The sequence below is a fragment of the Flavobacterium foetidum genome, from assembly GCF_004634245.1.
GTDB lineage: Bacteria > Bacteroidota > Bacteroidia > Flavobacteriales > Flavobacteriaceae > Flavobacterium > Flavobacterium foetidum.
This window is the reverse complement of the sequence record NZ_SJTF01000013.1, coordinates 48,182-60,881: the sequence shown is the minus strand read 5'-3', so window position 1 is coordinate 60,881 and position 12,700 is coordinate 48,182. Positions and strand designations below refer to the sequence as shown.

Below are 12,700 nucleotides of genomic sequence, written 5' to 3'. Positions count from 1 at the left end.
TTGTTCAAAGATTTTAATTTTAGGAAAATTTTAACTTATATTTGATCAGATCGAATCAAATAATGTTGATAACATTTAATTTCTAAAAACAGTTTAATGAATGGGTAACTTAAAAAAAGTTAACATGGTCAGGCGCAGTTTGATGCGTAACCTCACCAAAAATATTGGGAATGCAAATGCATTAAAAAGCGGATCAATAGATACCAGCAAAATAAAAAAAGTACTAATCTGCAGACCCAACGGAAGACTAGGAAACTTACTCCTCATTACGCCGCTTATTCAAGAAGTGAGCAAAACATTTCCAGACTGTACCATTGACCTGTTTGTAAAAGGAACCTTGGCTCCGATTGTTTTTGAAAGGTACGGCAATATCGATAAGATTATCGATCTTCCTAAAAAGCCTTTTAAGGAATTACTAAAATATATAAAAGTCTGGACATTAATTAGAAGACAAAACTACGATTTGGTGCTTAATGTCGACCAGAATTCTTCTTCGGGAAGACTTGCCGTGCAGTTTTCTACTGCTAAATATAAATTTTTTGGAGATCTGCCAGAAAATGTTCAATTAGATTTTAACGACTACGATCATATTGCAAAATATCCTGTTTATAATTTCAGGTATTTTCTAAGTCAGTTTGGTATCGAAGATAAAAAGGAACCGATTGCACTTTTAGATTTAAAATTGTCTGAAGCTGAAAAAGCAAATGGCAAAAAAATCTTAAATGATATTATTGACCCAGATAAAAGGACCATAGCCATTTTTACTTTTGCCACAGGCGAAAAATGCTATTGCGAATCTTGGTGGGCTGATTTTTATAACGCACTAAAAAACGATTTTCAAGACTATAATATCTTTGAAGTGCTTCCTGTCGAAAATGTTTCTCAGATAAGTTTTGAGGCGCCGAGCTTTTATAGTAAAGATGTTCGCGAAATAGGAAGTGTTCTCGCAAATGTCGATGTTTTTGTGGGCGCAGACAGCGGTATCATGCATTTGGCAAGCGCATCAAAAGCTCCGACTGTCGGATTATTTTCGGTTTCAAGTCTCAAGAAATATCATCCTTACGGAAATGGAAGTGTTGGTTTAGATACAAATACTCTAAAGGTTCCAGATTATGTAAAGGCGATAAAAACAATCTTGGATAAAAACAATTAGATGCTATAAGAATTTCTTTCTGCTAAATAAAAATCCTGTTCTTATCGAATTAAGAACAGGATTTTTTTATGTGAAAAATATGTCGCAACTAAGCTTTAGAATATTAATTCTTTTTCTTGAAAAGGCCATTAATCAAGTCGCTCGCTTTTTTGGTAGCTTCTTGGGTTTTTTGCTCCTTTTCTGTTTTTGCTGCTTGTGTTGTATCCTTAGCTTTAGTGTTTTTATTGATTAAATCGGTTAGCGCTGCAGTTCCTTTTTGAGTTAATTTTTCTTTCTGCTGATTCACCAATTGTGTTGTTAAGCTTGCCACCGCAGTTTTCATATCTGTGCTGATTTTAGGATTCGAGAAGTTTCCTGTAAGTACAGCGTTAATCGGGATATTGTCCAGTTTTGCAGCATCTGCTGGTGATAATTTGGCGATTAAATTATTAGCTTCAGTTCCTAAATATTTTGCCGGAACATCAAACTTGATGGTGTAATTCATCGTTTGGTCAAAACCATGCGTACCGCCTACAGTTGCCTTGATGTCTTGATATTTGATGTCAAATGGTTTTACGTTTACTTTTCCGTTATCAAAGCTTAAGGCCATTTTTAAATCGTTTAAGTTCAATTTGTTTAAATCTAAGAACTTAACATTAGAACTTAATGAACTTAAAAGCGTAGAGTTTTGAGGATTTACTGTTGTAGAAAGCAATTGTCCTAATAAATCTCCAGAAATCGATTTTAGATCTGGAGTCAACTCTTTCGCATCGAGATTACCGTTTAATTTGATTGTTGAATTTAGTTTTCCGTTAATGATTCCAGCAATCGGAGCCATTTTTTTCATCATATCCAATTGAGTAAACGTCTGAGAAATATCTACCTGATTAAAACCAAGATTCATGTCAAAAGTTGGTACTTTTTCTTTGGTAGAAACAGTACCTGTCAATCCGATAGAGCCACCAAAAATTGAAGTTTTAAAGTTCTCTAAAGTTGCTTTTTCGTCTTTAATCAGTAATTTTCCAGAAACATCCTTAAGTTTTAAATTATCATATAAAACAGTTGTAGCTTTTGCATTTAAAGTACAATTTAAGAATGCCGGAATTTTCATGGCTTCAGCTGGTTTTGCTGGCGTTTTGGTTTCCGTTTTAGCAGGTTCTCCAGAAGTCATAAAATCATCAACAGCCAGTTGGTTCGAGCTCATGTTGAAATTTCCTTTAAGTTCTTGTTTTTTAAACATAAAGCCGTAGAAATTCTCCAGAACTCCATTTATGCTGATGTCGCTTTTTCCTGTTGTAGCATCAAATTGTTTTAAATTGATTTTACTCGGATTAAATTCAACCAAAGCGGTGCTGATGTTCATTGATTTGTTGTTTTCATCAGTATATTTGAATCCTGATAAACTCATCGTTCCTGCATTTTTGATATTTTGGTATTGGCTTTTTTCTACAGAAGCCATATCAAAGTTGGTAGTAACATCTGCTTTTAAAATACCGGCCAAAGGTTTGTCTAATTTGATTGGATATGCTTTTGAAAGATTTGCAAGATTAATAGTTCCTTTCAATGCCGCATCAACAATTGGATTGACAGTAATGTTTTTGATATTCGCTTTAGCACTAAAAACATCTTGATCGATTCTAAATGAAAGCTTGTCCAAATTTACGTAAGTGTCATTCAGAATTCCGGTTTCATTAATGATTTTGGTGTCGATTACAATATTTTGAACCGATTTCGGCAGGTTAGGATATTGGAAAGAAGAGTTGTTTGAAGCGATTTCTATATTAAATTTTGGAACAGTTGTTTCTGTTAGTTCGCCTTTTGCAAAACCATTAACCGTAAAATCTCCTGTAGTTTTTACCCCCTCCAAGCTGGAAGCATAAGCAGACGGAATCAAACCTAAGAAATTGGTAAACGATGAAGTAGGGGTTTTAAATTTCAGGTCATAAATCTGTTTGTTTTCGGCCATTTGGATGTATCCGTCAAACTCCAATGGCAACTGATTGATTAAAGCTTTGTTTTCTTTAAATGTATATTTGCTTTGATCTAAGTCAATTCCGAGTACAGCGTCTAAAGTGAGTTTTACATTTTTCATGTAATTCATTTTATCCATATCTAATGAAACTTTAGCGGTAGTTTTTGTATTCAAGTCTAGTTTTGAATTGGTAAAATCGCCTGTTCCTTCATGGTTTAAGCTGTCAATAACCATTTTGATTTTAGAACCCTGATCAATATATCTAAATGTAAAGTTTTCAATCTTATAATTTTGAATTTTCAACGAAAGCGGTTTGCTCGCTTCGTCTTTCTTATCGTCTTCTTTTTTATCTTTTAGAGCGATATCAAAGTTTCCGACACCATCTTTGTTAAAAATAATATTGATTAATCCGTTTGTTGAACTGATTCCCTGAATGTTTAAGGGTTCGTCCTTGCCTTTAAAAAGTTCTTTTATACTCATTTTTAAGTTCAATTCGCCAAGAGAAACCAAGGTGTCCCCTTCAAAAGGAGCTTTGTTGATAATCACAAGCTTATCTATTCCAACTGTTGCATTGGGAAAGTTTTTAAACAAGCTTAAATCGGCATCATTAAAACTTACTTTAGCATCGACGCTTTCGTTGATGGCTTCGGTAATTTTGGCTTTAATCTGATCCTTAAAGAAATACGGAATCGCAAATAATGCAGCAATAAACACCACAAGGACAATGGCACTTATTTTTAAAATTTTCTTTAACATATAAATAGATTTGTGGGTTTAACTTAAAATCGACTCTTGCAAAAATAGTTTTTTTTACTTCAGTTTGAAGATAAATTTTTCTTAAAAATGTAAGAATTTTATTTAGTATTGTTAAATAAAAAAATCCGTCTAAATTACTTAAACGGATTTGAGATGGTTTTTATTTTAAAAGTCTATTTCTGAATGAACGAAACAATTTTATTGACTAATGTTTCAGAAATTGGAAGCGTCTCGTTATTGTAACTTTCCATATTGGCTTGCTGGTCTCCTTCAATAATTTTCATAATATGGTTCATCTTGTCAATAATAAACAGTTCCGAATTTTTACTGGCCTTAGAAAGATTTTCTGCATCTTGAGCATTTATCTGTAAATCTTTATTTCCTTGTAAAATCAAAATTGGTATCGGCAATTTTTTTATTTCTGTCTGAGGATCGTATTTGAACCACGAAATCAAATAAGGCTGAATGCTTGGTCTAAAAAGAGAATTCAACATCGGGTCGATTTTTTTTACTTTGTATCCGTTTTTTAAACTGTCGATAATCGGAAAAGTCATGTCCTCAATCGGTTTCATTGACTTCGATGCAATCTGCGCTTTAATGGTTTTGTCTGCAGATTCTCCTGCTCCAGCAATCGAAATAAATTTATCAGCTTTTGAGCCGGCAATCATTCCGATCAATGAGCCTTCGCTGTGGCCGATTACAATTAATTTTGAAAAACGTTTGTCTTGTTTCAGAAAATTGATCCAGCTTTTGGCGTCTTCAGTATAATTTTCAAAAACCAGAACATCTTCAGAAACGGCAGAAGCTTTGCTTTCTCCAATTCCTCTCTTGTCAAAACGTAAAGATGCAATTCCGTTTTTAGCTAAAGCCTCAGCCAGCATTTTCAGAGAATTGTTTTTCATCATAGGGTTATTCCCATTCCGATCTGTAGGACCAGACCCAGCAATAATTAAGGCAACAGGGTACTTGGCCGATAGATCAGGAGTGGTCAGAGTTCCGTACAATTGATCAATATTGATCTTTAAAGTTACTGGCGATTCCTTAAAGGCAATCTCTTTTTTTTCTTGTGCATTTAATACAGTAAGAAAAAGTGCGGTAAGAAATAAAATTACCTTATTCATATCTCAACCTTATTAATGAATACTGATTTGAAAAGGTAGTACAGCCTGAACACCTTTTTGCTTTTGGAATTTCTTAACCTGCTCGATCAATTGATAATTTTCCTCGCCGATTTCTTCTTTAATAAAAGTTTCTTTTGATTTTGCAAAAGGCATATTAGCAAAAAGCTCGTTGAATTTTTTCTCGTATTCAGGATAATTTTGAGTGCTATATTTTTTGATTTTTGCAATTCGAGCCGCTTCAGCAATAGCGTCATTAAGCCCTCCAATTTTATCTACCAATCCTAACTTTAAAGCTTCTGTTCCAGACCAGACTCTACCTTGAGCAATAGCGTCAACTTGTTCAAAAGTCATTTTTCGGCCTTCAGCTACGTGAGTTACAAATGTGTTGTAGATTTTTTCTACACCTTCTAAAGTAAATGCTTTAAATTTTTCGTCGATTGGCACAAACGGACTATAATTTGCGGCGTTTTGGTGTGTTTTAACCTGTTCAGAATTAATTCCTAATTTGTTTGCCAAAGGAGTAAAGTTTGGCAGCATTCCGAAAACACCAATTGAGCCTGTAATAGTATTGCTTTCTGCAAATATTTTGTCGGCATTACAGGCAATATAATAGCCGCCCGACGCCGCATAATTACCCATAGAAACCACTACAGGTTTTACTTTTTTGGTAATTTCAATTTCTCTCCAGATTAAGTCAGAAGTTAGAGCGCTTCCTCCCGGACTGTCGATTCTCAAAACGATTGCCTTTACATCGTCATTTTTTCTGGCTTCTTGTAGCGAACGTCGCATTGAGCCTTCTCCAATAACGTTTACATCACCTTCTCCGCTGGCAATTTCGCCTTGAGCGTAAATAATAGCAATCTGGTCGCTTGCTGTATCAGTCAATGCTGTGGTTACATGGTTTTGGGTATAATCTAAAATGGAGATTTTATTGTAATCTTCGTCAGCATCAACTTTTAGGGCTTTTCGAATAGCGTTGTGGTAAACATCTTCATAAGCCACGATATCAACCAGATTCTGTGCTTTAGCCATTTCGGGAGTTCTGGCCAATAAGCCGTCTGCAATTTGGTTTAATTTGTCGAGAGGAATATTTCTGCTTTTTGAAATATCGCTTGAAACCGTAGACCAGATTGAGTTCAAAAGCGCTGTAATCTGTTCTCTGTTGGCATCACTCATTTTGTTTTCTAAAAAGGGCTCGACGGCACTTTTGTATTTCCCATGACGGATCACTTCCATATGAATGCCCGATTTGTCCTGAAAATCCTTGAAAAACATGATTTCAGACGAAAGGCCTTTAAAATCTAAATCTCCTGCAGGATTAATGTAGATTTTATTGGCTACAGAAGTCAAATAGTATTCTTTCTGAGAATAGGTATTAGAGTAAGCCCACACAAATTTCCCTGATTTTTTAAAACTTTCAAGTGCATTTCTCAAATCTTTGTATTGTGCGAGTCCAAGAGAAGATTCGTCATTTAAAATCGAAATTCCTTTGATTTTATCATCGGTTTTCGCTGCTTCAATCGCATTGATTACATCTGTTAGTCCGACTCCTTTTTTGTCGGAGAAAACAGTAACCCACGGATCTTTATATTTTCCTGCATAATCATTGTTAATCTGTTTGAGGTTTAATTCGATAACCGAATCAGACTTAACAGAGACTTTATCATCTCCACCGAAAATGGCGCCAATAAGAATCACTCCAAAAAAGGAGAGCATCATAAAGACAAAAATACCAATTACAGTGGCAAGTACATTTCCTAAAAATTTCATAAGTATCTTTTTTTAAATAAGTAGCTAAAATGGCTGGTTTGTTACAAATATAATTGAAATAAGATTGAATTTGATTAGACGATTTAGGAAATGTTTATTTTTAATCCTGGCTTTTAGACTCCTTTGTTTGTAAGATAAATATTCGTAATGTAAGTTTTTTATATATTTGATTTTAATTTCATGAGTATGAATAAAATAATAGTTTTTGGATTCTTTTTCTTGTTTAATAGTTTTTTAATTGTGGCTCAAAAAACTCAAATAACAAAAGTTGTTGTAGATAAATCATCAAAAAGACCTTTGGAAAATGTTAGCGTTTATAATGAAACTGATAATTCATTAACAAATCAAGAAGGTGTTTTTTCTTTTATTTCCAATAGAGAAGATGTTTGCTTTAGTCTCCTTGGTTATGAAGAGTTAAAAACAAGTTTGCAACAGTTAAAAAATCTAGATACTATTTTTTTACAACCTAAATTAGTAGAGCTTGATGAAGTAGTTGTAGGGCAGGAATTTGCGATACTAAAAAAAGCATATTCTAAGTTGAAAGAAAACTATGTTTTAGAGCCTTATCAGGAAAATTTCTTTTTAAGATGTATTTTAGAAAAAAACAATGAAGTGGCGAGACTTCAGGATATTTACGGAAAGGTTTCCAGAAAGAGTATTTTTAAAACAAAAAGCCAGCCGGATAATAAATCTGAAGTCGAGGTTTTGAATATGAGAAAAGTAGGCATTTCTGAAAAATCGGATTTTGTATATTTTAAATTTCAAAGTTTTGATAAATTATTTGATTTAAACGCTCTCATTTATATCGAATTTGAGGAATTTGAGTTGACGCAGCAAAAAAATATTGGGGCAGATTATTTTAAAATTAGTTTTCTCAAAAAAGAACCCAACTCGATGGCTCAGAAGACCAGTGGTTATTTTGTGATTCATAAAGCAGATTATGCAATAGTCGAAACCTATTTTGATTTTTATGATGATCCAGAAAAAGTGCCTTACAGCAAAGATGGAAAAGTAGAATACAGAACGACAAGTTTTAAGAGAACTTCCAATTATAAAAAGAATGCTGCTGTTGGAAAATATTACTTAAACAATGCCAATTCTGAAGTTAAGGTTGAAATAAGAGGAAATGAAAAGATGCAAAAGGCAACTTATGATTATTCTACTCAATATTTTGTAACCAATAGTTTTATTGCGGCAAAAGCAAACTCTAATTTGTCTATGGATAAAGATATTTTTAAAGTAAAATTTCCCTATTCAGAGCAATTTTGGAAAAGCCAGAATCAGTTGCCGCTAACAATTGAATTGAAAGATTTTTTGCAAAAGGTTTTGGATAAAAAAGAAAATAAAAAAGATTTTGAGATAGTTGGAAACTTCTAAGTACTGAATTAAATAATGTAGCTAATTCTAAATAGTTTTAGTTAATTTGCATTAATTATGAAGTCACAGCATCAAGTCGTTTTATCGTTAGGCAGCAATCAGGGAAACAGACTGGAAAACATCCAAAAATGTATCGATTTAATTCATGAAGAAGTAGGGACAGTTGTTAAGGTTTCTGAACTTTATGAAACTCCAGCATGGGGTTTTGAAAGTGATGCTTTTTACAATTGCGCACTTTTGATGCATACCAATTTAGCGGCTCATAAAGTGCTTAATCTTGTTTTGAAGGTTGAAAAACAACTGGGCAGAATCCGTTCTAATCAGGAAGGATACCAATCACGAATTATAGATATCGATTTGATTGTTTTTGATAATCAAATTATCGATTCAGAAAAACTTCAAATTCCTCATCCTCTAATGCAGAATCGCAATTTTGTATTATTGCCGATGCTGGATTTACAATTAGATTGGAGACATCCGGTTTTAAACAAGTCAATTTCAGAACTCATAGCTCTCTCGCCCGATGAAAGTGTTTGTACGGCAGTTAAGGGCTTGAAAAATCCTTTAAAGGAAATTCCATTAGACCATTTCAACTATATTGCTTTTGAGGGGAACATTGGCGCAGGAAAAACCACTTTAGTCAATAAAATTGCGGAAGATTTTAATGCCAAAACAGTTTTGGAACGGTTTGCAGATAATCCGTTTTTGCCTAAATTTTATAGAGACCAAGGCAGGTATGCTTTTCCGCTCGAAATGTCTTTTCTAGCCGATCGCTATCAGCAATTGTCTGATGATTTGGCGCAGTTTGACTTGTTTAAAGATTTCATTGTAGCGGACTATCATATTTTTAAATCCTTGATTTTTGCTAAGATAACTTTGCAAGAAGACGAATATCGTTTGTACAGAAATCTATTTGATATTATCTATAAAGAAATGCCAAAACCGGATTTGTACATTTATTTATATCAAAATACGGATCGGCTGTTGCAAAACATCAAAAAAAGAGGAAGAAGTTACGAACAGAATATAGAATCGGAATATTTGGACAAAATTAATATTGGTTATTTAGAGTATATAAAATCCCAAACTAATTTAAATGTTCTTATAATTGATGTTTCTGAGCGTGATTTTGTAAAAAACCACGAAGACTATATTTATATCTTGAATGAAATCCGAAAAAAATTAAGCTAATAGTATGTCAATTAGCTAATTATACGACTAGTATCATTTAGTAAATGGCAATTATCTCATTGCTTCATTAAAAATCACCTTTTTAAAGTAAAATGTCCCCGCAATACAGGCATTGAATCATCGATTTTTAATGCGTACCAATAATCTGAAGCAGGAAGCGGAATTTGGTTAAAAGTTCCGTCCCATGCCATTTTATATTGACTCAACTCGACAATCAATTTTCCATATCGGTCAAATATAGTGACTTGTGCCTTCGGATAATTTTCCATTCCAGTAATTTCCCAAACATCATTGTAAGAGTCGTTATTTGGAGTGAAGAAAGAAGGAAAAACCAAAACAACAAATTGCTTAATGGCTAATCCGCAACCATTTTTTTCTCTTATGTAAGCAGTCTGCAACCCACCAGGAATATCATGAAAAGAATTAGAATCCTGAAAATAGATGCCGTCTACAGAATATTCAAAATAATCTTGTGTTTTTTCTGGTTGAATAACAGCGCTAGTGCCATCAACATCAATTCGTGCTATTTTTGGTGCGATATGTTCTATAACAGTTATTTTTTTTATGCTGCTGCAACTCTCTGGTGCTGGACTTTTAACTTCAACAGAATAGACTCCTGCGGTTGTTGCTGTCGTGGTTTGGGAGGTTTCTCTATTCGACCACAGATAAGTCATTCCTGAAACACCAGCATCAAGAGTAATAGATTGTGACTCGCACAAAATTTCGCTTTCATCCATTACAGTCGGCGGCTTATAAATTACTACGTTTACGGCTGTTCTTGCGTTGTTGACGCAACCGCTGTTTGAGGCTTCTGCGTAATAAGTTGTATTAGAAGAAAGAGAGGGTGTAGTAAAACTATTTCCAGTATAAATAGCTGTTCCTCCTGTGGCACTTGTGAACCAGCTTATGATGCCCATATTGGTTAAGGCATTAAGCGTAACGCTTCCTGAGCCACACCTGGAAATCGGTGTTGCGGCGACAGGATTATCTGGGGTCGTATTTACTGTGGCCGTTATAGGTTTTCTGTTGATTTCGCAGCCTGCATCTACATAATATATTGTGGTTGAACTAATGATTGGCGTATTATAGGTGTCTCCAGTGCCTAATAAATTGCCACCAGTTGGAGCATCGAACCAACGTAATATGGCTCCAGTTGTTCCTGATGCTGTCAACGTAAAACTTCCCGAATCGCAGATGGGTCTTGGTGTATTTGGATTGGCCGACGGAATAGTGATTTTTGTGCTCGTTGCGATTTCCAGAGCGGGCTCGCCCGGCATGCCGCCATACTCGACAATATACCCTTTTGGCTGATAATTGTCACCAGGATTTAGTGACCCTGTATTGGATAAATCGTTCCATGAACCTTTTATGCCAACACCAGGTTGGGTAATGTGTGCATAATCTTCATCGCCCAACTGATTTGGCTCTCCGGAATTCCAAAATGCAAAATTTGGCGTAGAGCCATTTTGGTTTCCATTCCAGAAAATAGTTCCGGCTTCTGGGCCTGTAACCCATTTCCAAACGCCTTCTGTTTCGGCATCACTGCCACCAATCCAGCCTGTTCCAGAGGCTTGTTCTCCAATAAGTTTGGCTTCCTCTGCAGATAATATTGTGGCTAGATAACCTTTAAGCCCATAGTAAGTGCTGGCTGCAGCTAAATCTCTGGCATTTGTCCAGGTGACACCGACATTTGGAATGTATAGATAATAATGACCTGTAGAAGGTAAATAATTTGCCTGCCCGATAGTAATCGAAAATGTCCTTGTGCCCGATGCGTTAGCAGAAGAATTCGTAAATATGACATCTTTTATAGCGGCTGTAAAATCATCATAAGAAACCTCATTCACTGCGATAGTTGAGCTTACAAGGCTTAATTTTCCTGTTGATGCATCCCAGTTCGCAGTTATGGTGGGATGTAATGCAGGATTAGACAATTCTAATCGTTCAAATCGGCAGAATAGCCAGATGAAATCTGTATGTAAACTGCCTGAGTTCCGTTTTCTGCAGCATCGTGGCTGATTTTAATATCGGTAACTATCTTAATTGATGTCTGTGGGCAATACAATTGATTTCCCCGAGCCGTAAGCTTAGGAGGGTCTATTGCTAAGGATTTGCTAGTGCTTTTCCTTAAATTTGGTCTAAAAGCATCTTTTGTTTTTAATTTAAGTAATTTGTTAAAACCTTCGTTTATTTTGCGCGAATAGGAATTATTAAAACTTAAAAAAAGAGATAAAGTCAATATAATTGCTAAATTGATATTTTTCATTTTATAAAAATATCAATTATATAATAATAAAAAAATAAATTTCTATTCAGGCCAATTTATTTTCTGGAACAAGTCCCAGACTACAATTCCGGCACTGACTGAGATGTTAAGTGAATGTTTTGTTCCGAGTTGCGGAATTTCAATGCATCCGTCGCATATTGCAACGGCTTCCTGCGAAACACCGTACACTTCGTTGCCAAAAACTAAAGCATATTTTTGATCTTTTTCAGTTTTAAAATCCTGAAGAAAAATCGCACTTTCGACCTGTTCAATCGCAAGAGTCAAGACATTTTCTTTCTTTAGGTTTTCGATAACTTCGAGTACGTTTTCATGATGTTCCCATGCAACAGTTTCGGTGGCGCCAAGCGCCGTTTTGTGGATTTCTTTATTAGGAGGTGTTGCTGTAATACCGCAAAGAATTATTTTTTCAATAAGAAAAGCATCAGCGGTTCTAAAAACAGAACCAATATTATGAAGGCTTCGGATATCGTCTAAAACCAGAATTAAAGGAGTTTTTTTAGATTTCTTAAAATCTTCAATTGATTTGCGATCCAGTTCGCTGTTTTCGAGTTTTCTCATTGTATAGAATTCAGGTCATAAAAAAAGCTTCCAAAGATAAGGAAGCTTTTTGATTATTTCTTATGTTTTTCAGATTAGCTTTTTACAGGATCTGGTAAAACATTTCCTTTAATAGTTAGGATTTTTGTAGGTTGTCCTTCTGCATTAGAAGTAATTGTTACCGTTTTTGTAAAAGCACCAACTCTATCAGTAGCATATTTCACTCCGATAACTCCTTTAGCGCCAGGAGCGATTGGCTCTTTTGGAGAAGTAGGAACTGTACATCCGCAAGATCCTTGAGCACTTGTAATGATTAATGGTTTTGTACCGTTGTTTACAAAAACAAATTCGCGTTTACCATCAGCATTGTGTGCAATAGTACCGTAGTCAATAGTTTCAGTTTCAAAAACCATTCCGGCTCCTTCAACTTTAGCAACTTTTGTAGCTTTAGCTTTTTTTGTTGTTTGTGCATTAGTAGCTGTAATTCCAGCAACTGCAAGCATAACGAATAAAATTATTTTTTTCATCTTTAAGAGTCTTTTTTATTGATGAACAAA

At 34.7% G+C, this 12,700-nt stretch carries 10 protein-coding genes; 3 read left to right on the top strand and 7 right to left on the bottom strand.

Translation table 11 applies throughout. From position 1 onward, the window contains the following. Positions 1-100 precede the first annotated feature (100 nt). Entirely contained in the window at positions 101-1,153 is a 1,053-nt protein-coding gene (locus tag E0W73_RS16300; protein WP_135223107.1) for a glycosyltransferase family 9 protein, read from the top strand. A 103-nt stretch (positions 1,154-1,256) separates the two neighbouring features. Here E0W73_RS16300 and E0W73_RS16295 read toward each other — a convergent pair whose 3' ends face one another. The 3 genes from E0W73_RS16295 to sppA all read right to left on the bottom strand — a co-directional run bounded on the left by E0W73_RS16295 (position 1,257) and on the right by sppA (position 6,751). Continuing rightward, entirely contained in the window at positions 1,257-3,860 is a 2,604-nt protein-coding gene (locus tag E0W73_RS16295; RefSeq protein ID WP_135223106.1) for an AsmA family protein, read from the bottom strand. Between the two features lie 173 nt (positions 3,861-4,033). After that, positions 4,034-4,981 carry an alpha/beta hydrolase family protein gene (locus E0W73_RS16290; RefSeq protein WP_135223105.1) on the bottom strand — a complete coding sequence of 316 codons (948 nt, stop codon included), beginning with the start codon at positions 4,979-4,981 and terminating at the stop codon, positions 4,034-4,036. 12 nt (positions 4,982-4,993) lie between these two features. Further along, the gene (gene sppA, locus E0W73_RS16285) at positions 4,994-6,751 is read right to left on the bottom strand and encodes a signal peptide peptidase SppA (RefSeq protein WP_135223104.1); all 1,758 of its coding nucleotides are present in this window, start codon (positions 6,749-6,751) and stop codon (positions 4,994-4,996) included. A gap of 186 nt (positions 6,752-6,937) precedes the next feature. On the opposite strand from sppA, the gene E0W73_RS16280 reads away from it, so the two are divergent. Both E0W73_RS16280 and folK read left to right on the top strand, forming a co-directional pair. Continuing rightward, positions 6,938-8,128, top strand: coding sequence for a carboxypeptidase-like regulatory domain-containing protein (locus E0W73_RS16280; RefSeq protein ID WP_135223103.1), 1,191 nt, complete (start codon positions 6,938-6,940; stop codon positions 8,126-8,128). A 57-nt stretch (positions 8,129-8,185) separates the two neighbouring features. Next, positions 8,186-9,319 carry a 2-amino-4-hydroxy-6-hydroxymethyldihydropteridine diphosphokinase gene (gene folK / locus E0W73_RS16275; RefSeq protein ID WP_135223102.1) on the top strand — a complete coding sequence of 378 codons (1,134 nt, stop codon included), beginning with the start codon at positions 8,186-8,188 and terminating at the stop codon, positions 9,317-9,319. 74 nt (positions 9,320-9,393) lie between these two features. Here the strand turns inward: folK and E0W73_RS16270 are convergent, their stop codons facing one another. The 4 genes from E0W73_RS16270 to E0W73_RS16260 all read right to left on the bottom strand — a co-directional run bounded on the left by E0W73_RS16270 (position 9,394) and on the right by E0W73_RS16260 (position 12,670). Further along, positions 9,394-11,253 (bottom strand): Ig-like domain-containing protein, encoded by a 1,860-nt coding sequence (locus E0W73_RS16270; protein WP_244248497.1) that lies wholly within the window; start codon positions 11,251-11,253, stop codon positions 9,394-9,396. Positions 11,254-11,255: 2 nt separating this feature from the next. Then, complete coding sequence (locus E0W73_RS21595) at positions 11,256-11,585, bottom strand: hypothetical protein (protein ID WP_244248496.1); 330 nt, start codon at positions 11,583-11,585, stop codon at positions 11,256-11,258. Positions 11,586-11,627: 42 nt separating this feature from the next. Next, entirely contained in the window at positions 11,628-12,164 is a 537-nt protein-coding gene (locus E0W73_RS16265; protein ID WP_135223101.1) for an RNA methyltransferase, read from the bottom strand. A 74-nt stretch (positions 12,165-12,238) separates the two neighbouring features. Then, positions 12,239-12,670 (bottom strand): DUF1573 domain-containing protein, encoded by a 432-nt coding sequence (locus E0W73_RS16260; protein WP_135223100.1) that lies wholly within the window; start codon positions 12,668-12,670, stop codon positions 12,239-12,241. Positions 12,671-12,700 lie beyond the last annotated feature (30 nt).